Source organism: Acidimicrobiia bacterium (genome assembly GCA_029210695.1).
GTDB lineage: Bacteria > Actinomycetota > Acidimicrobiia > Spongiisociales > JAHEDJ01 > JAHEDJ01.
The window spans coordinates 44,185-65,802 of record JARGFH010000010.1; the positions used below are offsets into that span (position 1 = coordinate 44,185).

General features: G+C 62.2%; 16 protein-coding genes. 7 read left to right on the forward strand and 9 right to left on the reverse strand.

What is annotated here, in order from left to right; translation table 11 throughout:
• Positions 1–25: 25 nt before the first annotated feature.
• The 3 genes from P1T08_05145 to P1T08_05155 all read left to right on the forward strand — a co-directional run bounded on the left by P1T08_05145 (position 26) and on the right by P1T08_05155 (position 5,466).
• Entirely contained in the window at positions 26–1,432 is a 1,407-nt protein-coding gene (locus P1T08_05145; GenBank protein MDF1595467.1) for an FAD-binding oxidoreductase, read from the forward strand.
• 64 nt (positions 1,433–1,496) lie between these two features.
• Positions 1,497–2,876: an FAD-binding oxidoreductase gene (locus tag P1T08_05150; protein ID MDF1595468.1), complete on the forward strand. Its 1,380-nt coding sequence runs from the start codon at positions 1,497–1,499 to the stop codon at positions 2,874–2,876.
• 118 nt (positions 2,877–2,994) lie between these two features.
• Positions 2,995–5,466, forward strand: coding sequence for an FAD-dependent oxidoreductase (locus P1T08_05155; GenBank protein ID MDF1595469.1), 2,472 nt, complete (start codon positions 2,995–2,997; stop codon positions 5,464–5,466).
• A 162-nt stretch (positions 5,467–5,628) separates the two neighbouring features.
• On the opposite strand, the gene P1T08_05160 is transcribed toward P1T08_05155, so the two are convergent.
• The 6 genes from P1T08_05160 to P1T08_05185 form a co-directional block, all read right to left on the reverse strand.
• Positions 5,629–7,638 carry an FAD-dependent oxidoreductase gene (locus P1T08_05160; GenBank protein MDF1595470.1) on the reverse strand — a complete coding sequence of 670 codons (2,010 nt, stop codon included), beginning with the start codon at positions 7,636–7,638 and terminating at the stop codon, positions 5,629–5,631.
• Between the two features lie 126 nt (positions 7,639–7,764).
• On the reverse strand, positions 7,765–8,877 hold the full coding sequence (locus P1T08_05165; GenBank protein ID MDF1595471.1) for a spermidine/putrescine ABC transporter substrate-binding protein: 1,113 nt from the start codon (positions 8,875–8,877) through the stop codon (positions 7,765–7,767).
• Between the two features lie 15 nt (positions 8,878–8,892).
• Positions 8,893–9,684 carry an ABC transporter permease gene (locus tag P1T08_05170; protein ID MDF1595472.1) on the reverse strand — a complete coding sequence of 264 codons (792 nt, stop codon included), beginning with the start codon at positions 9,682–9,684 and terminating at the stop codon, positions 8,893–8,895.
• Entirely contained in the window at positions 9,681–10,562 is an 882-nt protein-coding gene (locus tag P1T08_05175; GenBank protein MDF1595473.1) for an ABC transporter permease, read from the reverse strand. The genes P1T08_05170 and P1T08_05175 overlap by 4 nt, the downstream gene beginning before the upstream one ends.
• Positions 10,559–11,626, reverse strand: coding sequence for an ABC transporter ATP-binding protein (locus P1T08_05180; protein MDF1595474.1), 1,068 nt, complete (start codon positions 11,624–11,626; stop codon positions 10,559–10,561). Before P1T08_05180 ends, P1T08_05175 begins: the two co-directional genes overlap by 4 nt.
• Positions 11,623–13,062 (reverse strand): aldehyde dehydrogenase family protein, encoded by a 1,440-nt coding sequence (locus tag P1T08_05185; GenBank protein MDF1595475.1) that lies wholly within the window; start codon positions 13,060–13,062, stop codon positions 11,623–11,625. Before P1T08_05185 ends, P1T08_05180 begins: the two co-directional genes overlap by 4 nt.
• Before the next feature lie 191 nt (positions 13,063–13,253).
• Between P1T08_05185 and P1T08_05190 the strand changes: the two genes are divergently transcribed.
• The gene (locus P1T08_05190) at positions 13,254–14,582 is read left to right on the forward strand and encodes an aspartate aminotransferase family protein (GenBank protein ID MDF1595476.1); all 1,329 of its coding nucleotides are present in this window, start codon (positions 13,254–13,256) and stop codon (positions 14,580–14,582) included.
• Between the two features lie 38 nt (positions 14,583–14,620).
• On the opposite strand, the gene P1T08_05195 is transcribed toward P1T08_05190, so the two are convergent.
• Positions 14,621–15,022: a TIGR03667 family PPOX class F420-dependent oxidoreductase gene (locus P1T08_05195; protein ID MDF1595477.1), complete on the reverse strand. Its 402-nt coding sequence runs from the start codon at positions 15,020–15,022 to the stop codon at positions 14,621–14,623.
• 98 nt (positions 15,023–15,120) lie between these two features.
• On the opposite strand from P1T08_05195, the gene P1T08_05200 reads away from it, so the two are divergent.
• On the forward strand, positions 15,121–15,966 hold the full coding sequence (locus P1T08_05200) for a phospholipid scramblase-related protein (protein MDF1595478.1): 846 nt from the start codon (positions 15,121–15,123) through the stop codon (positions 15,964–15,966).
• 121 nt (positions 15,967–16,087) lie between these two features.
• On the opposite strand, the gene serB is transcribed toward P1T08_05200, so the two are convergent.
• Positions 16,088–17,305: a phosphoserine phosphatase SerB gene (serB, locus tag P1T08_05205; protein ID MDF1595479.1), complete on the reverse strand. Its 1,218-nt coding sequence runs from the start codon at positions 17,303–17,305 to the stop codon at positions 16,088–16,090.
• A gap of 107 nt (positions 17,306–17,412) precedes the next feature.
• Here serB and P1T08_05210 point away from each other — a divergent pair, with 107 nt between their 5' ends.
• Positions 17,413–17,652: a PGPGW domain-containing protein gene (locus P1T08_05210; GenBank protein MDF1595480.1), complete on the forward strand. Its 240-nt coding sequence runs from the start codon at positions 17,413–17,415 to the stop codon at positions 17,650–17,652.
• 87 nt (positions 17,653–17,739) lie between these two features.
• Positions 17,740–18,141 carry a YbaN family protein gene (locus tag P1T08_05215; protein ID MDF1595481.1) on the forward strand — a complete coding sequence of 134 codons (402 nt, stop codon included), beginning with the start codon at positions 17,740–17,742 and terminating at the stop codon, positions 18,139–18,141.
• 63 nt (positions 18,142–18,204) lie between these two features.
• Here the strand turns inward: P1T08_05215 and P1T08_05220 are convergent, their stop codons facing one another.
• A complete protein-coding gene (locus P1T08_05220; GenBank protein ID MDF1595482.1) occupies positions 18,205–21,612 on the reverse strand; it encodes a vitamin B12-dependent ribonucleotide reductase in 3,408 nt (1,135 codons plus the stop codon).
• Positions 21,613–21,618 lie beyond the last annotated feature (6 nt).

Consider the following 21,618-nt stretch of genomic DNA (forward strand, 5'->3'; position numbering starts at 1 on the left):
CGAACCGACCGAGGGAGCTGCGGCAATGGGAAGTGAAAGTTGGGCAGTGCAGGCATTGGCCGGCGCCAAGCCGGCCGTGTTTTGGTCCGACCGCCAGGACGCTCCACCACCGGCACCTTCTCTTGGTGGCGAAGTCACGGCAGACCTCACCGTGATCGGCGGGGGCCTGACCGGCCTATGGACGGCGGTTCAGGCACTTGAGGATCAGCCCGACCTGAGCGTCGTCCTGCTCGAAGCCGAGCGATGCGGCTTTGGTGCCAGTTCCCGCAACGGTGGATTCTGTGACGGCTCGCTCACCCACGGCCTCGCAAACGGGCTGTCACACTGGCCCGATGAAATGAGGAGCCTGATCCGGCTCGGGCGCGAGAACCTCAACGGCATCGATGCCGGCATCATCCGTTACGGGATCAACGCCGATTACCGGCGGGCAGCAGAAATCGACGTGGCGACGGAAGCCTGGCATGTCGAGGCCTTGGGGGAAGCAGTCGAGCAGCACGTGACGTTCGGAGACGACGTCGAGTTGGTCGGTGCCGATGAGATGCAGGCCCGGATCCATTCGCCGACCTACCTGGGTGGCCTCGTTCGCCACAACGACATAGCGTTGGTCGACCCTGCCCGTCTCTGTTGGGGGCTACGTCGAGCGGCGGAGTCTCTGGGTGCAGCGCTCTACGAGAACTCACCTGCCACGGCGGTGGAGAGCGATGGCCGCGACTTGAAAGTCGTAACTCCGACCGGCACCGTCCGCTGCGGGCGAGTCGTGATGGCCACCAACGCCTATGCCGGTCCCATCGGCCGACCGCGCCGGTACATCATCCCGGTCTACGACCATGTTCTCATGACCCAACCCTTGAGTTCGGAACAGCTGACGTCGATCGGATGGCAGGAAAGGGAGGGGGTTGGGGACGTTTCGAACCAGTTCCATTACTACCGGTTGACCGAAGACAACAGGATTCTGTGGGGCGGTTACGACGCTACTTATCACTTCGGTAGCGATCTGGATCCGCAACATGATCAAAGCCAGGTCACGCACGGCTTGCTGGCCGAACATTTCTTCGAGACATTCCCCCAACTCGAGGGCCTACGGTTCACGCATCGTTGGGGTGGACCCGTTGCGACGACCTCGCATTTTGCCCCCACCTGGGGATCCGCCCACGGTGGCCGTCTGACATGGGTGGGCGGCTACACAGGATTGGGTGTTGGTTCCAGCCGCTTCGGGGCGCGGGTGGCTTTGGATCTTGTTTTCGGACGGACCACGGAATACACCGAGTTGGAAATGGTGAGGAAGAAGCCGTTTCCGTTCCCGCCCGAACCATTGCGGTGGGCAGTGGTCCAACTCACCCGCAAAGCCATCCAGAGATCCGACCGTCACGGCGGCAAACGCGGTGCCTGGCTCGGATTGCTCGACCGTTTTGGCGTGGGATTCGACTCGTGACCCCCACGTTTCAGCAACCGATCAACAACCCACGCTAACCACGCCGACGCAAGGAGATTTCCGCATGACTGTCGACTACCGCAGTCTTTCGTTCTGGCTGGATGCTCATCCCGGAGCACTCGACCCACGCCCCCCGCTCGGGGGCGACACTCAGGTCGACGTGGCCATAGTCGGTGGCGGATACACCGGCCTGTGGACCGCCTACTACCTCCTCCGCCTGGACCCGACATTGCGGGTGTTGGTGATCGAGAAGGAGATCGTCGGTTTCGGCGCCTCAGGTCGCAATGGGGGTTGGTGTGTCGGTGAACTGGCGGCGAGCCCGGATCGTCATGAGCGGGTCGCCGGCAACGATGCCGCTCGGCGTTTGCTGCGAGAGGTTTTCGACTCGGTCGATGAGGTGGGGCGCGTTGGAGAAAGGGAGGGTATCGACTGTCACTTCGCCAAGGGGGGCACGATCCGCTTGGCTCGAAACGAGGCACAGTTGGCGCGTCAGCGTGCAGAGGTCGCCCACCACCAGCTTTCATTCGGACTCACCGACGATGATCTCCGCATGCTCGACGCCGGTGAAGCCAGGGCTCATCTCAATGCCACCGACGTGGTTGGGGGGTTGTTCTACGCCCATACCGCGGCATTGGACCCTGCCCGACTCGTCCGGGGTTTGGGCGAAGCGGTCGAGCGGTTGGGCGGCACTATCGTCGAGCAGACCGCTGCGACCGCCATCGAAGCGGGTCGGGTCGTGACCGAACTCGGCACAGTTGGGGCAGAGGTGGTGGTGCGAGCCACTGAGGGCTACACCCCAACGCTCGAGGGCCACGGGCGCACGCTGTCGCCCCTGTACTCCCTGATGGTGGCCACCGAACCACTCGGCGACGACCGTTGGGCAGAAATCGGGCTGTCCGACCGGCAGACTTTCTCAGATGATCGCCACATGGTCATCTACGGCCAGCGCACCGCGGATGGACGAATTGCGTTCGGTGGGCGAGGTGCGCCCTATGGTTTTGGCTCCAGGATCGACCCGGCCATCGAGCAGCGGTCGCGAATACACGATCGGATCGTCGCCTCACTGGTTGAGTTGTTCCCGGTACTTGAAGGCATCGGCATCACCCACCGCTGGGGCGGGGTGCTCGGTGTGCCGCGCGACTGGTACCCGTCGGTCGGGTTCGATCGCACCACCGGGATCGCCTGGGCAGGCGGTTACGTCGGGGAGGGCGTATCGCCGTCAAACCTCGCCGGTCGCACACTCGCCGAGCTGATTACGGGCACTGAGTCTCCGCGGGTCGATCTCCCCTGGGTGGGGCATCGGTCCCGCAAATGGGAACCCGAACCGATTCGCTGGCTCGCTATCAACGGCGCCCTGGCAGTGATGGGACAGGCGGACCGCTCCGAGTCACGCTCCGGCAAGGACTCCACTCTTGCCAAGCTGATGTGGAAGTTGATGCGGTGATCGGATTCATTTCAAGCAGGAAGCGCTCATCATCGGAGATGTCCAGCTCGACAGGATCGATGCTTCGCCAACTCGATCACAAATCCGTTAGCGATCCACTCGAGAGGGGAAGGCACCCATGATCCGAACAACCGGTTCCACCACCAAGTCCAAGGCGACTTTGCCGGACCGAACGCAGGTTCTCGTGATCGGCGGTGGCGTGATTGGAGCGAGTGTCGCCTATCACCTGACCCGGCGGGGTATCACAGACGTCACCGTCATCGAACAGGGTGCGCTCACCGGCGGAACTACCTGGCACGCGGCCGGCCTGGTGTCTCAGCTCAAGTCCTCGCACAGCCTCACCCGGTTGGCAACCTATTCGGCGAGGCTGTTCGAAGAACTCGAAGACGAGACCGGACAAGCGACCGGATGGCGCACACCGGGCTCAATCTCGGTGGCGGCCGATGAGGAACGCTGGGAGGAAATCCTGCGCGGTGCCACGATGGCAACCACTGTTGATGTCGAGACGGAGGTGATCGACCTCGATCGCGCCAAGGAGCTGTTTCCCCTCCTCAACACCGATGACCTGGTGGGAGCGCTGTACATCCCGGACGACGGCGTCACCTCTCCGGTCGATACGACCATGGCGCTGGCCAAGGGTGCCAAAGCGCGCGGAGCGCGGATCATCGAAGGCGTCGCAGTAACGAAGCTCGTTGCCGAAAACGGCCGGATCGTCGGCGTCGAGACCGAGCAGGGGTACGTCGAAACCGAGACCGTCGTGCTTGCCGGTGGGATCTGGACCCGTCACCTCGCCGAGACGGTTGGTGTCAACGTTCCACTCCAGGCCTGCGAGCACTTCTACATAGTCACTGAGCCGCTCGACGGTGTGGAACGGGGTATGCCCACGCTCCGCGACCCGGGTGGCTACACCTACTTCAAGGAAGAGACCGGCAAGATAATGGCCGGGTTCTTCGAGCCCCGGGCCAAGGTATGGCGATTGGACGGTATCCCACGGGACTTCTCGTTCGGTACCCTCCCGGAGGATTGGGAACACATCGGACCGATCTTCGAGAGGGCCATCCACCGGGTCCCGGCGTTGGGGGAGTGCGGGCTCGAGCTCTTCTTCAACGGCCCGGAAGCCTTCACCCCCGATGGGGTGTACTACCTCGGCGAAGCACCGGAGGTCGACGGATGCTACGTCGCGGCAGGCTTCAACTCGGTGGGACTCCAGTCGGCAGGTGGCGTGGGGTGGGTGCTCGCCGACTGGATCGCTGACGGCCATCCACCCATGGACCTTGCGTCGGTCGATATCCGCCGTGCCTTTCCTTTCCAGAGGAATCCGCACTACCTCCAGGAGCGCATCTCGGAGAGCCTGGGCTTGCTCTATGCCATGCACTGGCCGTTCCGCCAGTACGAGAGCGCCCGCAATCAGCGGCTGTCTCCGATCCACGATCGACTCGATGCCGGCGGTGCAGTATTCGGTGAGGTAGCCGGGTGGGAGCGACCGAACTGGTTTGCCCTCGAGGGTCAGGAACGGGTCTACGAGTACAGCTACGGCAAGCAGAACTGGTTTGATGCTTCCCGTGTCGAGTGCGGTGCAGTGCGAAACGCGGTCGGGCTCTTCGACCAGACGTGCTTCGTCAAGATCCGTGTCGAGGGCCCGGATGCACTCACCGCCCTCAACGAGATTTGCGCGAACGATGTCGATGTTCCCGCCGGCAAGGCTGTGTACACGCAATGGTGCAATGATCGGGGTGGAATCGAGGCCGACCTCACGGTCACCAGGATCGACGAAAACGACTACATGGTCGTCACCGCCGCGGCAGCCGGAACTCGTGACTTCGCCTGGCTTCGCCGAGGATGTCGCGGCTACAACGTGGCCATCACCGATGTCACGGAGCAGACCTCGACACTCGGCTTGATGGGGCCGAACTCACGGGGGTTGCTCTCCAAGCTGACTTCGGCGGGACTGACCAACGACGTGTTCCCGTTCGGGACGGCGCAGCGGATTGAAGTGGCGGGACACAACGTGCTGGCTATGCGCATGACCTATGAGGGCGAACTCGGCTGGGAACTCTACGTCCCGTGGGACGAGACGGGTTCCCTGTACGACGCCATCTTGGCGGCGGGCGATGAGTTCGGATTGAGGAACGCCGGATATCACGCAATGAACACGCTGCGGCTCGAAGCCGGATATCGCCACTGGGGACATGACATCACCGACGAGGACACCCCGCTCGAAGCGGGGCTCGGGTTCGCAGTCGGATGGGAAAAACCATCGTTCAGAGGTCGGGAGGTTCTGCTTGCGCAACGTGAGCTCCCGAGGGCGAAGCGCCTCATCCAGTTCCGGCTCGAAGACCCGGATCGATTGCTGTACCACGACGAGCCCATCTTCCGCGATGGCCGAATAGTCGGTCGCACCAGCTCCGGAATGTGGAGCTATGCCCAGAATCGCTGTTTGGCGATGGGCTACCTGAACTATCGAGGCGGGGTAACCAAAGACTGGCTGGAGGCAGGCACGTACGAGATCGAAGTGGCCATGGAACGCATCCCGGCAACTGCCTCAATCCGCTCTTTCTACGATCCGATGAGCAGGCGCGTGAGAATGTGAAGATGCCGACTAATGCGGCGAGAGGGAGAGGCGTTAGTTCTAGGTTCTAGGTTCTGGGTGCTAGTCAGTAATCGCGGCCGATCACAAAACCTAGAACCTATGACCCAGAACCTCCCAATGTGAGCGGCGTCTCTGGAGAATCTCCTATGCCGTGCCGTTTGCTCATTCCCGCCGGAACGGGACCGGAACCATCGACTCAGAATCCATCTCTCGCGCACAACGATGTCCTGAATACACCGAAGTTGCGATCGTCCCGGGGGCGAGGCAATCCCCGATTCGCTGGATGTCGATGCGATTGACCAGCGCGTAATAGAGATCATCCTGAGGGATCCGTGACGTGATCATGACGACGTTCGCAGCCTCGACTTCTCGCGAGTGCCCCGTGTGGATGCTCTTCAGCGACACCGTGTGCCCGGCGACGCCGGCGAGTGTGGTGCCGGTCGCCAGCACTATTCCCAGCCCGAGAACCCGCTCCTGAATCCGGTGCTGTTCCTCCGTGTGAGTGGTCCAGGTAGAGACTTCGTTGGCCGGCGTCACCAGGGTGACGTCGAAGCCGGTTCGGCGAAGCTTCTCGGCAATGACACCGCCCATGTAGTAGTGATCGTCGTCGTAGACGACGACGGGACCGGTCGGCATCACCCCGGCCAGGATGTCGTCCGGCGTGATGACCGACGGGCCATCCCAGCCTGGAATCGGCTCTTCGAGCGAGCGACCCGTGCCATCTCGACGCCACTTGGCACCGGTGGCGATCACAACGCGATCGGCGCCGAACTCCAGGATCTGCTCTTCGTCGACCACGCTCTCGAGGTAGAACTCGACATTCGGCAGTTTCCCGATTTGATTGAGCCGCCAGTCGCGGACGCGAGCCCATTGGGCGAGGCCGGGCAAGGAGGACTCGAGCGTGACCCGGCCGCCCAACTCACGGCGTGCTTCTGTCAGGGTGACGTCGTAGCCGCGCTTGCCGAGCGAGACGGCGGCCTCGAGTCCTGCAGGGCCGGCTCCGACGATCAGAACGGATGAATCGGATCCCTTCGCCGGGATGTACTCGGGGTGCCATCCTTTCCGCCACTCCTCTCCCATGGTGGGGTTTTGTGTGCAGCGGATCGGCGTCCCCGTCTGATCGCCCGTGTAGCAAATGTTGCAGCCGATGCACTCGCGGATCTCGTCTTCCCGTCCTTCTGAGATCTTATGGGGTATGAATGGGTCGGCAATCGAGGGACGAGCTGCGCCGACCAGATCGATTACGCCCTGCCGAACGAGGCGCAACATCGTCTCAGGGGAAGTGAAACGTCCAACGCTGACGACCGGTTTGTTGGTCACGCTCTTGACCCACGACATCGTCGCTTCGAGCCCGGCCTCGGGCACGAAGCGCGAAGTTCCCATTTCGAAGGTGTAGTCGTGCACGGTGATATCCCACAGGTCGGGCAGCTCTGCGAGGAGCCGGATCATCTCCCGCGGCTCAGCGGTTTCCTGATCGTCGTCAGGGCCCCCGGTGCTGGCGGAGAAGCGCACGGCCACCGCACAGGTGTCTCCGACGGCTTCCTTCGTCTCCTCGATCAACTCGCGCAGCAGCCGTGCGCGGTTCTCGAGCGAGCCGCCGTACTCGTCGCCCCTTTGATTCGATGGGAGCAGGAACTGGCGAATGAGATACCAGTGAGCCGCGTAGACGTAAACGATGTCGAAGCCGGCGCGCTGTGCCCTACGGGCGGCTTCGAGGTGCCAGCGCTTCAGCTCTCGAATGTCGGCCTTGTCCATCGCCCGCGTTTGCACCGGGTCCCACACTCCGGCCGGCCGGCTGAAGGGGCCGAGGGGCGCCTCACGGGAATAGTGGTTGGCGCTGGCCGCCCCGCCGTGCCACAACTCGACACCTGCAAGAGCACCGTGTTCGTGAATCCTGTCGACCGTCATCGCCAGGGCCGTCACGTCCTGGTCGTCCCAAAGCGATGCGGACGGGAAAGGCTCGTCGTCCGATGAGGGGTGGATTGAGCAGTACTCAGTACAAACCGTGCCCCACCCGCCCTCGGCCTTGACCCCGCGCAACCCGGCGAGTGTCTGGGGACGGCGATACCCCATGCCCGTGCAGTGGGGCACCTGATAGAAGCGGTTCGGAGCCGTCACAGGTCCAATCCGGACGGGCTCAAACAGGACGTCAAATCGGGGGTCGCGGGGCATTTCTTCCTCCAAGCTCTGGCGTCCGACCCGCTGAGACTCCGACGCTTCGCAATGAGCGAGCCGGTAGCCCATGGCGGGCGGAGGTTGTGGTGGGGACGGCCCGAGGGCCGTCCCCACCAACGGCTCCTAGCTTTTCACCTCGTTGAGGGCGTCCGAGTAGTTGGTCTCGAAGTCGCCGGTATCGGCGAGGAACTCGAGGCGCTCGAACACCTCGTCGGGGGGATAGATCGTCTCATCGTCGAGAATCTCGGGATCAACGAAGGGCTCCGACGCCGCGTTCGGGCTGGCGTAGAAGTTGAAGTTCGTCAACGCGGCTCCATTCTCAGGGTCGAGAAGGAAGTTGATGAAGGTGTGGGCGGTGCATGGAGCATCGGCGGTGATGGGAATGGCCATCGTGTCAACCCAGGCCACCGCCCCTTCCTTGGGAATGCCGTATCCGAACTCCTCATAGGCGTCGTACTCGTCGTCGGACGCTTCGTCGAATGCGGCGAAGAAGTCGCCGGACCAGCCGTGCGCGACCGTGGTCTCACCGGATACGAGCAGGTCTTCGAACTGATCCGAATCGAACAGCTTGACGCGGTCCTTGATGCCTTGGAGCAGTTCGACCGCTTCATCCAGTTCTGCCTGGTCGGTCGTGTTGATGGAGTAGCCCAGATACTTGAGTGCGATACCTATCGTTTCCCGCGGGTCGTTGAGAAGGGAGATGCTGCCGGACACATCGGGAGCGAAGGCGGGGTCGAAGATGATCTCCCAACTCACCTCCCAGTCTTCCGGTACAACGTCGTAGCTGTAGCCGATACCGCTGGTGCCCCACTGGTAGGGAACCGAGTATTCGTCGGTCTCGTCGTATGGGAGGCCGGTGAAGGCAGGATCGAGGTTGCTCAGATTCGGGATCGCATCCTTGTTGAGTGCAATGATCAGGCCTTCCTCCGACATGATCGTCACCGTGTAGTCGGACGGCACGACCAGGTCGTAGTCATTGCCACCCGATTCGATCTGCGGGAGCATCGCCTCATTCGAGTCGTAGAACGATTCGTTGACCGCTACGGCGTACTCCGCCTCGAAGGCGGTGATCAGTTCCGGGTCGATGTACTCAGACCAGTTGTATAGGTCCAGGTCACCATCGACGTCTCCGACCTCACAGGCGGCGGCTGCGTCCACCAGTTCGGCATTCCCGTCCCCCCCACAAGCGGCCGCAAGTAATGCGAACGCCAATCCGATCATCAGTATTCGTCTCACTGCCCACTCCTCCTATCAATTCCGTCTCTGCAAGGCTAGTGAACTGAGTACCAGGACCACGGAAGCCGTCAACATGAGCGTTGAGACGGCGTTTATCTCAGGGGTGACACCCCGCTTGATCAGACCGAAGACGAACGTCGGCAAAGTATCCGGGCCCTTGACGAACTGGGTGATGACCACATCGTCTAGCGAAAGGGTCAACGCCAGCAAGGCTCCGCCCAATACCCCCGGCATGATCAACGGCAACGTGATCCTCCTGAAAGCCTGCCACCGGCCCGCGTAGAGGTCGGCCGCAGCTTCCTCGAGCGCCGGGTCCAGATTGGCGAGGCGAGCTCGCACGACGATTGAAACGAACGAAATGTTGAAGGCGATATGGCTGAGGACAATGGTCGTGATACTCAGTTGTTGGCCAAGGGAAGTGAAAAAGACGAGCAACATGGCGGCCATGGTCACGTCCGGGATGATGACCGGAAGATAAAGCAGCGCGTCGAACGTCCGCTTGCCGAGCCAGCGTTTGTAGCGTTCGAGCGCCAGCGCCGCGGCGGTCCCAAGGACCGTTGAAATCACGGTGGAAATCGCCGCTACCTGCAGAGACGCCCACAGTGCAGCCATCAGGTTGTCATTGGCGAACATCTGTCGGTACCACCGCAGCGACAGAGCCTCCCACGTGAAGAACCGACTCTCATTGAACGAGAACACAATCAACACGAGGATCGGGAGATAGAAGAACAGATACACGAACCAGGCGTGGCCTTTGAGGATCCGATCGAGGCGGCGGGTGAGAGCCGATCCGTTGCGAGTGGTCATAGCGTCTTTGCTCCCGACCGGAAGTAGAAGACGGTGGCGACCAGCATGACCATCATGATCGCCATCGATAGGGACGATCCGAGCGGCCAGTTGCGGGCGGTCAGAAACTGATTGACGACGTAATTGCCGATGAGCGTGGTCTTCGCTCCGCCCAGGATGTCCGGCGTCACGTAGGCGCCCAGGCTCGGGATGAAGACGAGAATCGAACCGGCGATGATGCCCTGCTTGGTGAGCGGCAGCGTGACCTTGCGAAACGCCACCCATCCGGATGCATACAGATCTCGGGCCGCCTCGACCAGCGACCAGTCGAGTCGCTCGATGGAGGCGTACAACGGCAGCACCATGAACGGCAGGAAGCCGTACACCAGGCCGATGTAGACGGCCGGCAGCGTGAACAGCATGGAATCCCACAAGTTCAAGAACCTGCCCAGTGCGGTGATCAGACCGTCCTCGCCGAGCAGAACCCGCCAGGCATAGGTGCGGACCAGGAAGTTGGTCCAGAACGGGATCATCACGAAGACAAGCAGGATGTTTCGCATCTTCTCGGATCTGGTGGCGATGTAGTAGGCGAATGGATAGCCGACCAGCAAGCAGAACACAGTCGTGAGAACGGCGACGATCAGCGACCGCGCAAAGATCGAACGGATCAGATCATCGGTGAACAGCTTCGTGATCGAGTCGAGATTCCAGCCTTCGAGCTTGGGCATGCCGGTGCGGGACCGGCTGGCGAAGGAGTACACACCGATGATGAGCAGCGGCAGTGCGAATAGGAACAACAGGTATATGTAGGAAGGCAGAGCCAGGAACAAACCGCGGCGCGACTCCGCCCGGTCGGCAGCGGCCTCCAGTTCGGCGGTGACCGGCCCGTCCGTCGTCATTCGGTCAACGCCTCAGCCGAATCCGGGTGAAAGGCGGCGATGATGGGGGCGCCTTCCGCGAAGCGTTCCCGGCCCGGCCGATTCTCCTCTCGTGCGTCGACGATCGAGTGGCCGAAGTCGACTTCGTAGAAGTGTGAGTCGCCGAAGTAGAGCCTGCGGACGATCGTGCCGGCCAGCTTGTTGAAGTGCCCAGGTACGGAGTCCTCCGTGTGATGCAGGTCGATCTTCTCGGGTCGCAGGTTGAGCGTCACGGCGGTCCCGGCACCCGAATGAGTTCTGGCTTTGACGATGCTGCCGTCTGCCAGCTTCACGATCCCGGACTCAACAACGGTGCCCGAAATCAAATTCGTTTCGCCGATGAACTCAGCGACGAACCGCGTGTTGGGTCGCTCGTATATCTCTTCCGAGGGAGCGACCTGAAGCAGTTGGCCCTCATTCATCACCGCAATGCGGTCGGACATGGTCAGCGCTTCTTCTTGATCGTGCGTCACGTAGACGAAGGTGATACCCACCTCGCGCTGGATCTCTTTGAGTTCGAGTTGCATGGCTTGCCGCAACTTGAGGTCGAGGGCGCCGAGTGGCTCATCGAGCAGGAGGACCTGCGGCCGATTGACCAGTGCCCTGGCGAGGGCAACTCGCTGCTGCTGACCTCCGGAGAGCATTCCCGGTCGGCGATTCTCCATTCCCGAGAGCCGGACGAGATCGATTGCCTCACCAACCCGTCGTCTTGTTGCATCTTCGGAGATCTTCTGCATCTGAAGACCGAACGCAACGTTGCCGGACACCGTCATGTGCGGAAACAGTGCATATGACTGGAAGACGGTGTTGACCGGTCGCTTGTTGGGCGGACGCAACCCCATCTCTTCGCCATGGATGGTGATGCTGCCCTCGGTTGGGTATTCGAGTCCGGCGATCATCCTCAGTGTGGTGGTCTTCCCACATCCAGACGGCCCGAGCAATGAGAAGAATTCGCCGTCTGTGATCTCTAGGTCGATGCTTTCGACGGCTACGACGTCGCCGAACCGCTTCGTCACTCCCTTGATGCCGACTGCTGCTGCCGTCATTCAGTGCGGCCGATGTCGAATACGACCGTTTGCAGGTCGGTGAACTCCGTGATTCTTCCACGCCCCCAGCCGGTGTCCGTCCCGGCCGCTCCTCCGAACGGCTGGAAGGTCTCCCAGAAGTCGGTCGAGTCATTGACAACGACCGTACCCGACCGGATTCGGTCGGCGTACCAAAAAGCCTTGGAGAGACTCTGGGTGAATACAGCAGCCTGCAGGCCCAACCTCGAACGGTTGGCGATCGCCACCGCTTCGGCGTCATCTGCGGCGCGCAGGATGGGAAGGACCGGCCCAAACGACTCCTCCTGCGAGAGAGCGCTTTCCTCAGGCACGTTGTCGACGATCGTCAGGTCGTAGTAGAGGTCGGTCGGGTGTCCCGGTGATCTTCCTCCGCCGACCAGTACCCGCCCACCCCGGTCGCGGGCGTCGGCCAGGTGGCGGTCCATCTTTGCCGCGGTCGGCTCGTTGTTCAGCGGACCCATGTTTGTAGTCTCGTCGAATGGATCTCCCAGCTTGACGTCGGACGCAGCTGCGACTGCCAACTCGACGAACCGATCGTGAACCTCGTCGAGCACGATGACACGCTCGGTGGCGCAGCAGACCTGGCCTGCGTTGTAGTAAGCCCCGTACACCGCCAGGGGAGCGGCCGCCTCGACATCGGCATCTGCCGTGACGATTGTCGGTCCGTTGCCGGACATCTCCATGATCGACCGCTTCACCCCCATTTGGGCGATGATCCGCTTGCCGGTTGCCGACGATCCGGTGAAACCGATTGCGTCTACTCCGTCGTGAGTGACCAGCGCCTCGCCTACCCGGCCATCTCCGGGTAGGACGGAGATTGCCCCCTTCGGTACTCCGGCCTCGTCGAATGCCTCTGCCAGTTTCAACAGTGCCCACGAGGTGAACTCAGGTGGTTTGACGATGACGGAGTTGCCGGTGGCGAGGCCCGGGCCGACGTACTCGAGGGGTATGGTCACCGGGAAGTTCCAGGGCGTGATCGCCGCCCACACGCCGATCGGCCGGTGGAAGGTGAACATGCGTTTGTTGCGGTCGGAGGTGGGGATCACCTCACCGGTCAGCCGTTTCACATCTTCGGCCGCGTTGTAGAAGTACTGGTTGGCCTCCGCGATGTCGGCAAGTGACTCAGCGTGATAGGGCTTGCCCTGCTCGAGGGTCTGGATTCGGGCAATCTCTGATTCCAGCGGTTCGATGGCCGCCGCTATCCGGAGACAGAGATCCGCTCTCTCGAAGGCCGACCAGTGCCGCATTTCGTCGGCCGCCCGGCGAGCTGCCGTGACTGCGCGATCAACATCCGCGTTGGATGGAAGCGGAACCGTCGCAATGTGCTCGCCCGTCACGGGGGAGATGAGGTCGTGGGCGTGATCGCCGGTACCTTCGGTCCATTCGCCGCCAAGGTACATCTTCAGAGTTGGTGCCATCGCTCTCCAGAATCAGGTCGCCTCATTATTGCCGATGGGAGCGGCTCCTCGCTTCGCCCGGCGCGGGGTTCCGGCCTGGCTCGAGCATCGGTAGCATTGTGATCGCCACGCAGTCAACGCTTCCGTCTGAGTTTTTCGTGTCGCTTTGTCCGCCGACGCTGAGTCATTGAAATCGAAAGTCCGTTGTATCCATGGCAGGAGGAGAACTCATGGGGTTGCAGGGTGAACAGACGGCGGCCTGGTTCCGTCGAGCCAAGGCGGCGCTGGTCAATGGCGTGTCGAGCCAGTTCCGATACTGGGGCGATGACGACACGATGGTCATCGACCACGGGGAAGGTGGCCACGTCATCGACATGGATGGCAATCGCTACATCGACTACCAGCTCGGCTTCGGTCCCGTCATCCTTGGTCATGGCGATCCGGATGTTGCCGCCGCCGTGTCGGAAGCTGCTCTCGCCGGCACAACGTTCGCGATGACCCAGCGCCGGGAAGTCGAAGCTGCAGAGCAGTTTCTAGCTGCCGTTCCATGGGCTGAGCAGCTTCGTTTCGGCAACACCGGCACCGAGGCGACCATGCACGCCATCCGGCTGGCGAGAGGCGTCACCGGTCGTGATGTCATCCTCAAGTTCGAGGGCCAGTATCACGGCGTCCACGACTATGTCATGTTCTCCACAGCCGGTGCTCCGCCCGCTGCACTCGGTTCGCGCTCGCAGCCGGTTCCCTGGCAGAGTTCGTCCGGCATTCCGGAGACCATCCGGTCGTACATACGGGTGCTGCCGTTCAATGACTTGGAAGGTGTCGAGCGGCTATTCAGAGACCAGGGTCACCAGATTGCGGGCGTCATCGTTGAGCCGATGCTCGGCAACGCTTTTGGCATCATGCCGGAAGACGGTTTCCTCGAGGGCCTGCGCCGGTTGTGCACGGACTACGGGTCCGTGTTGATCTTCGATGAGGTCAAGACGGGCTTCCGCATGGGCCTCGGTGGAGCCGGTGAGTACTTCGGAATCGATCCCGATCTCGGGACCTTTGCGAAAGCCATGGGGAACGGGTTTCCTGTGGCCGCGATTGCCGGGCGAGGCGACGCTATCAAGGGATGGGCGGAGGGCGGGATCGCTCAGGCAGGAACCTACTCGGCCAACGGAGTCGCGGTGGCGGCGGCCGGCGCCACAATCGCCAAGCTGGCGACGGGTGAGCCGTATACCCGGATCGAGACGGTCGGACGGATGCTGATGGAAGGCTTCGCCGCTATTTGCGCACAGCAGAGCGTGCCGGCCCATGTTCCGGGTGTCCCCGCCATGTTCGGGCTCGTCTTCTCCGACGAGCCGCCTCGTGATTTCCGGGACGCGGCCAACCATGACGAGGAGTTGTACGGGGACGTCATCCGCAGGATGATCGGCAAGGGAGTGTTTCCGGTCGATGATGCGCTCGAGCCGTGGTTCCTCTGTGCCGCCCACACCGAAGAAGACGCGGCGAAGACCCTGTCCGTGTTCGAGGAGTCGTTGCGAGAGGCCCGAGCCTGAGGTCACCTTGGGCGGCTCACAAAGCTGCCTCGGGTGTGCTACCAGGAGCGCAGGCGGGTCGGTCGGATGACTATGGGTACCGGATAGTCGGCGGAGAAGCTCTTCGCCGTCCATCCATAACGGTTGAGGAACGACTGGTACTTCTCGATGTACTCGGGCATTGCCCACGCCGGGGGATGGTCGCGCTCGACCTGCGCCGTGCCCTCGATGACAACGATTGCTCCTCCGCGTCCGTCACCGTCCAGATTGAGGGAGACGTGCGGGTTGCCTGCGATGTTGCTCAGCCTCGCCGTGTTGTCTTTGCTGAACATCCGGATGTCTTCGCCGTTCCACAGGAACCAGACCGGAGAAGGCTGGGGGCGCCCGGTCGTGGTCACGGTGGTCATCCAGATGAGCGGCTCGGAACCGAGGCGCTCATCGACGTTCGGCGGAATGTTCATTAGTCCTTCTCGATTGGTTGGCAGGCAGATTACGACTCCCGCCTGATGATTGCCGGAACGCGCTTGCCACGGGCACGTCCAGGCACCACTATCTGGCTATGACTATCGAAGCCGGCTGGCTCGCCGATCCCACCAAGCGTCACCAATACCGTTACTGGAACGGTTCCACCTGGACCGAACATGTTGCGGACAACGGCGTGCAATCGACCGATCCAACCGACGGACTCGACCGTCTAGACGCCGCGCTCACGCTCGACGATGCGTCCGATCCGGAGAAGATTCGCCGGCAGGTGACCGGGAGCGGTTACGACGGTGCGGGGATCCAAAGCCCCGGTAGCGGTGGAGGCGATCTCTTCAGCGAGCCGGTGCTGGTGGTCAATCAGAAGGCCAAGCTGATCGAGTTGACCAATCAGTACGGCGTCTTCGACCAGAACGGCAAACAGATCGGCTCGGTCAACCAAGTCGGGCAGTCAACGCTGAAGAAAGCGATGCGCCTGATCTCATCCGTGGACCAGTTCCTGACCCACCGGCTCGAGATCACCGATATGTCCGGCACCGTTGTACTCAGACTCACCCGTCCGGCCAAGGTATTCAAGTCCACAGTGGTAGTCGAGGATGGTTCCGGGCGAGAGCTGGGTCGCATCGTCCAGCGGAACATGATCGGCAAGATCAATTTCGGACTCGAGTCGAACGGCCAGGAACTCGGTGCCGTGAAAGCAGAGAACTGGCGGGCCTGGAACTTCCGCATAGAAGACGCAACGGGTAGTGAGGTGGCCAGGATCACGAAGACCTGGGAAGGTCTGGCCAAGACGATGTTCACGACGGCCGACAACTACGTGGTGCAGATCCACAGCCGTCTGTCGCAGCCCTTGCTGTCGCTGGTTGTTGCCACCGCGCTCTCGGTCGACACGGCCCTCAAGCAGGACGATCGCGGCTTCGGTTAGTCGGAGGTTTCTACGCAATGCAGTGGCGCGAAAGCCGTACACAGCATTGCCGAGAAACTCCCTGATGTTTTCTGCGCAATGCAATGGCGCGAAAACCGTACACAGCATTGCCGAGAAAACCTCAGGTCTGGGCTGGACCTCGTCTGGGTTCCCTGTCGAAGGTCGGGTCGGCGGCATCTGCTGCTTCGACGTCGTCCCGGCGGATCCCGAGGAGGAACAAGATTGCGTCGAGGTAGGGAACCGAAACGGCGGTGTCCGCCGCCGCTCGCACGAGGGGCTTCGCATTGAAGGCGATACCCAATCCGGCGGCGGCGAGCATGTCGAGGTCGTTGGCGCCGTCGCCGACCGCGACCGTTTGCTCAACGGGAATGCCGCGTTCGGCGGCGATCCGGCGCAGCACCTCGGCCTTGCCCGCGCGATCGATGATTGGCCCTTCGAGCTCTCCGGTCAGGGTTCCGTTCTCGATGACCAACCGGTTGGCGAAGGTGTGGTCTACTCCGAGGTCCGCCCCCAGCGCGTCGACGAAGAACTCGAACCCGCCGCTGACCAACACGATCTCATAGCCGAGGCGCTTGAGGGTGCGAACGAACGTCCTGGCTCCCGGCGTCAGGGAGATCTTCGCGGCGACACGCTCGAGTGCCGCCGTGTCGAGGCCCCGGAGTGTCTCGACACGTGATCGCAGCGCCGCCTCGAAGTCGAGTTCGCCGCGCATGGCCCTATCGGTGATGGCGGCCACCGCCTCGACCCGGCCGGCCTCCTGGGCGAGAAGGTCGATGACCTCGTTCTCGATCAACGTCGAATCGACATCGAGGACCACTAGTCGTTTGGCGCGCCGCTGCAGGCCCTCGGGTTGCACTGCGATATCGAGCCGGAACGCTTGCGAAGCATCGAGGAGTCCCTTGCGGAGATGGTCGAAGTCTGCTCCCGACACTATGAACTCGTAGCTCATGACCGGGTAGTCGGAGAGCCGGAGGATGCGATCGATGTTGCCGCCCGCCCCGGCGATGGCGGCGGTAGCTCCGGCCAGTGCATCGGCCGATAGATCCGGCGCCAGGAGCGTGACGGCGTAGCGGGGGCCGATCGGAGGGACCGGTTGGTCGTCGACAACGTCGAATTCGATTTCGATCCCTCGCTGCCACCCGAAGAACAAGAGGTCCTTCAGTGTCTGATGCTCCTCGGACAGCCCCACGAGCAGGTCGAGCGTCAGCCGGCCCCGAACGACGACTTGTTCCATATCGTGTACCTGGGCGCCGCCGAGGGACAAGATATCGAGCAACCCGGCGGTGATGCCGGGTGCGTCGCGTCCGCGAATGCGGACCAGGATCGTGTCGTGTGCCATCCGTTCTGAGGATAACGCCACCGTCTCTCTTTCCGGCGAGGTCCTGATCGTCTGGGCCGGGACCAACGCTGCGGTCCGGCATTGCCTTGCGTATATGGCAATGTGTGATGATGCAGGAGAAGTCGCAACGCCATCTGGTCGTCCGCATCGTCGTCACGACGGTCGGCGGGCTGCTTCTGATCGTCGGCATCCTCGGCTTGTTCCTGCCGCTTGTCCCCGGTTTCCTTCTGATCCTGCCGGGCCTGGCGATTCTCGCCGGCGAGTTCGTTTGGGCGCGCCGGCTCCTCGACGGGACCCGGGCGCGACTGAATTCAGGTTTGTCCAAGGCGCGACGCTCGGATAAATAACGCTGCATCGCATCGTCCGATTGACGGCCCTCCGGTGAACCGCCGTTCCGACATGCTGTTGGAACACAACTCGATATGCTCCTCACCATGGCGAAACAGGCAAGGCGCCGCTCAACTCGGATCATGCTGGCCGGACTCGGGTTCCTGAGTCTCGGCGTCTCCATCATCGGCATCGTTCTGCCTGGAATTCCCACGACCGGCCCGGTGCTGCTGGCCGCGTACTTCTTCTCCCGGTCCTCAGAGCGATTTGATCAGTGGTTGGTGGGACATCGGCTGTTCGGCCCAATCGTCCGGGACTGGCGCGCCGGACTCGGGTTCACGGCGCGTTCCAAGGTTTTGTCCATCATCGCCATAGCCGCCACCTTCTCGATCACGGTTGGTTTCGCAGTCTCGAACTCGACCGTCCGCGTCGGACTTGTGATGCTGGCGCTTGCGATCAGCACCTATATTCTGCGATTGCCGACCAAGGTGTCGGAGACCCCGGCGTAGGAATGACCACGCGGCAGAGGCGCCGTTGCCGACGCCTCGTGTCGCGCCTCCCGCCGATTCGTCTTACGAGCAGCCCGTAGTCTCGCCGCACGTGAGACAGACATGACATGAACCGCTGCGCATGGTGATGTTCCCGCAGTTGGGACATGCCGGCGCGTCGCTCACATCGGTCGCCGTTCCCATCGCCGTCTTCGTGGCAGTTGCGGTAGCGGCTACGCCGGCTTCCCGCCGCCCGTATCCACCAGGATTGGACGAGGTGTGCACCAGCGTGCCACTTCCGTTTGAACCATTCGGCCGGGAGTCCGGCGAGTCGACGAATCGGGCTGCTTCGATCTGAGCATCGATCTGGCCTTCCATCGCCGCTTCGGTGAGGTCCAACTGCACGCCGGCCTCCACAGCCAGGCCCTTCGGTGGTTCCGGCAGTTCGCTGGGTCGGATTGGTGGTACCTGTGCCAGCTCATCCCGATGGAGGTATTCGACGCCGAGCGCCCTGAAGACGTAGTCGACGATTGAGTTCGCCATCTTGATATTTGGATGTCCTTCGACCATGCCGCGCGGCTCGAAGGTCTGGAACACGAACGTGTCGACGAACTCCTCGAGCGGAACACCGTATTGGAGACCCTTACTCACCGCGATCGCGAAACACGACAGGATGCCGCGCAAGGTGGCGCCTTCCTTGGCGAGGTCGATGAACAGCTCACCCAAGGTCCCGTCCTCGTATTCTCCGGTACGCAAGAACACCTTGTGCCCGCCGATCCGGGCTTCCTGCGTGAACCCCATCCGGCGCGCAGGAAGCAGGAAGCGAGGCGGCTGCATCCCCTGTTCGTACGCCTCCGTCGGAGAGAGGCCGGCGGGGATCTGCCCCCAGGCCAGCGCCTTCTCTTGCTGGAGGGCAGCGTTGATGTCCTGGTCCTGTTCCTCGTTGTCGGCCTCGTCGGTCGTCGACGACAGCGGTTGCGAAGCTTTCGAGCCGTCTCTGTAGAGAGCCATCGCTTTCAGACCGAGTCGCCAGGACAGCTCATAGGCGCCCTGGATGTCTTCAGGGGTTGCCTCATGAGGCATGTTGATCGTCTTCGAAATGGCCCCGGAGATGAACGGCTGGGTCGCAGCCATCATCTTGATGTGGCCGCCGTGATGGATCAACCGGGTCCCGTAGCGACCATTGCGGTTGGCCGTGTCGAACACCGGAAGATGCTCGTCGGCGAGGTGCGGAGCCTTTTCAATGGTCTGCCGGCCGCAGATGGCGTCGTTGGCTTCGATGACCTGCGAGCGCGAGAAACCGAGCCTCGTGAGCACATCGAAATCGACCGAACCATCCCACTCGTGTGAGAATCCGAGCCGTTCGAGTGTCTCTTCTCCCAGCACGTACGGCGAGAAGGCGTGCCTAAGGTCGAACACAGTCGGCAGCGCCTTCTCAATCCTGGTGAGATCGTCGCCGCTGAAACCTCTTTGGGTGAGTGACTCACGATTGATATGCGGGGCGCCCAGCAGGGTGTTGGTCCCGACGAGGTAGTTGACCATGTCCTCGATCTGGGCATCTTGATATCCGAGCGCAGCCAGAGCAGGAGCGACGGACTGGTTGACGATCTTGAAGTAGCCGCCGCCGGCCAGCTTCTTGAACTTCACGAGGGAGAAGTCGGGCTCGACGCCGGTGGTGTCGCAGTCCATCAGCAGGCCGATCGTGCCGGTCGGGGCCAGGACGGTTGCCTGTGCGTTCCGGAACCCGACCTCGATGCCCCAGTCGAGCGCCCGATCCCACGAAGAACGAGCGGCGGTGACGAGGTCGACGGGACATTGAGTGTCGTCGACCGCCATGACTTCGTGGCCGATCTCCTCGAAGTCGGTGGCTCCGTAGGCAGCCCGCCGGTGGTTACGGATGACCCGCAGCATCGACTCGCGGTTCTCGTGGTACTTCGGGAACGGCCCCACCGCGACCGACATCTCGGCGCTGGTTGCATAGGCATTTCCGGTCAGGATGGCGGTGAGCGCCCCTGCAATCGCACGACCTTCGTCGGAGTCGTACGCGATTCCCTGGCGCATCAGCAGCGAGCCGAGGTTCGCATATCCGAGGCCGAGCGTCCGGTAGTCATACGAACCGCGCGCAATCTCCTCCGAGGGGAAATGGGCCATTGCCACGGAGATCTCGAGCACGACCGTCCACAACCGGATGGCGTGCTCATAGGCTTCGATATCGAAGACATGAGTGGTGTCGTCATAGAACGTGACGAGATTGAGGCTGGCCAGGTTGCAGGCCGTGTCATCGAGGAACATGTATTCCGAACACGGGTTGGAGGCCTTGATCTCACCGCCGGCGGGGCAGGTGTGCCACTGGTTGATTGTGGTGTGGTATTGGAGCCCCGGATCGGCGCACGCCCAGGCGGCGTTGGCGATCTGGCTCCAGATGTCCCTGGCCTTGACCGTCTTGCGGATCGATCCGTCCTTACGGTTCGTCAGGTGCCAGTCGCCGTCTTCCGTGACTGCCTGCACGAAGTCGTTGCTGATGCGAACAGAGTTGTTCGAGTTCTGACCTGAAACGGTTGCGTACGCCTCGCCGTTGAAGTCCGCAGGCAAACCGCCGTTCTGGATGAGGATCTTGGCCTTGTCCTCCTCGACCTTCTTCCAGTTGATGAATGCTTCGATATCGGGATGGTCGACGTCGAGGATCACCATCTTGGCGGCGCGACGCGTCGTGCCGCCCGACTTGATCGCGCCGGCGGCCCGATCGCCGATCTTGAGAAACGACATGACGCCGGAGCTCTTGCCTCCACCAGAGAGGAGCTCGTTCTCGGCACGGATATTTGAGAAGTTCGACCCGGCCCCAGAGCCGAACTTGAAGATCCTGGCCTCTCGCACCCAGAGGTCCATAATGCCGCCGGGATTAACGAGATCGTCGCCTACGGAGAGGATGAAGCAGGCGTGGGGAGCCGGGCGCGAGTAGGAATCGGGGGAGGCGACGAGTTCATCGGTCTCGTCGTCGACGAACCAGAATCCTTGAGCCGGTCCGGTCAGCCCGTAATTGTGGAACAGGCCGGTATTGAACCACTGCGGAGAATTCGGAGCAGCCATCTGCTTGGCGAGCATGTACTTGAGTTCGTCCTCGAACGCCTGCGCGTCGTCTTCGCCGGCAAAGTAGCCCTTCGTCTGGCCCCAGAATCGCCAGGTCTCTGCGAGTCGGTTGAAGACCTGCTTGGCAGATCGCTCAGGTCCCGTGACCCGGTGGCCGGATTCATCGAGGATCTCACGGCCGTCGGCGTCGTACTGCGGGACGCCGGCTTTGCGGAAGTACTTCGACACCATGATGTCGGTAGCAACCTGAGACCAGGAGGCCGGAATCTCGGCATCGGTCATCTCGAACACGATCGAACCGTCCGGGTTGCTGATTCTCGAATCGCGATGCTCCCAAGCGATATTCTCGTATGGGTCGGCGCCGGGTTGCGTGAAGCGCCGGCTGATCCGCAGGCCTTGGCCCATGTCGTT

Bases quoted from the DNA above. Each gene is read 5' to 3' on its own strand.
- P1T08_05145 (MDF1595467.1), top strand. From the start codon at position 26: ATGGGAAGTGAAAGTTGGGCAGTGCAGGCATTGGCCGGCGCCAAGCCG.
- P1T08_05150 (MDF1595468.1), top strand. From the start codon at position 1,497: ATGACTGTCGACTACCGCAGTCTTTCGTTCTGGCTGGATGCTCATCCC.
- P1T08_05155 (MDF1595469.1), top strand. From the start codon at position 2,995: ATGATCCGAACAACCGGTTCCACCACCAAGTCCAAGGCGACTTTGCCG.
- P1T08_05160 (MDF1595470.1), bottom strand. From the start codon at position 7,638: ATGCCCCGCGACCCCCGATTTGACGTCCTGTTTGAGCCCGTCCGGATT.
- P1T08_05170 (MDF1595472.1), bottom strand. From the start codon at position 9,684: ATGACCACTCGCAACGGATCGGCTCTCACCCGCCGCCTCGATCGGATC.
- P1T08_05175 (MDF1595473.1), bottom strand. From the start codon at position 10,562: ATGACGACGGACGGGCCGGTCACCGCCGAACTGGAGGCCGCTGCCGAC.
- P1T08_05180 (MDF1595474.1), bottom strand. From the start codon at position 11,626: ATGACGGCAGCAGCAGTCGGCATCAAGGGAGTGACGAAGCGGTTCGGC.
- P1T08_05185 (MDF1595475.1), bottom strand. From the start codon at position 13,062: ATGGCACCAACTCTGAAGATGTACCTTGGCGGCGAATGGACCGAAGGT.
- P1T08_05190 (MDF1595476.1), top strand. From the start codon at position 13,254: ATGGCAGGAGGAGAACTCATGGGGTTGCAGGGTGAACAGACGGCGGCC.
- P1T08_05195 (MDF1595477.1), bottom strand. From the start codon at position 15,022: ATGAACATTCCGCCGAACGTCGATGAGCGCCTCGGTTCCGAGCCGCTC.
- P1T08_05200 (MDF1595478.1), top strand. From the start codon at position 15,121: ATGACTATCGAAGCCGGCTGGCTCGCCGATCCCACCAAGCGTCACCAA.
- serB (MDF1595479.1), bottom strand. From the start codon at position 17,305: ATGGCACACGACACGATCCTGGTCCGCATTCGCGGACGCGACGCACCC.
- P1T08_05210 (MDF1595480.1), top strand. From the start codon at position 17,413: ATGATGCAGGAGAAGTCGCAACGCCATCTGGTCGTCCGCATCGTCGTC.
- P1T08_05215 (MDF1595481.1), top strand. From the start codon at position 17,740: ATGGCGAAACAGGCAAGGCGCCGCTCAACTCGGATCATGCTGGCCGGA.
- P1T08_05220 (MDF1595482.1), bottom strand. From the start codon at position 21,612: ATGGGCCAAGGCCTGCGGATCAGCCGGCGCTTCACGCAACCCGGCGCC.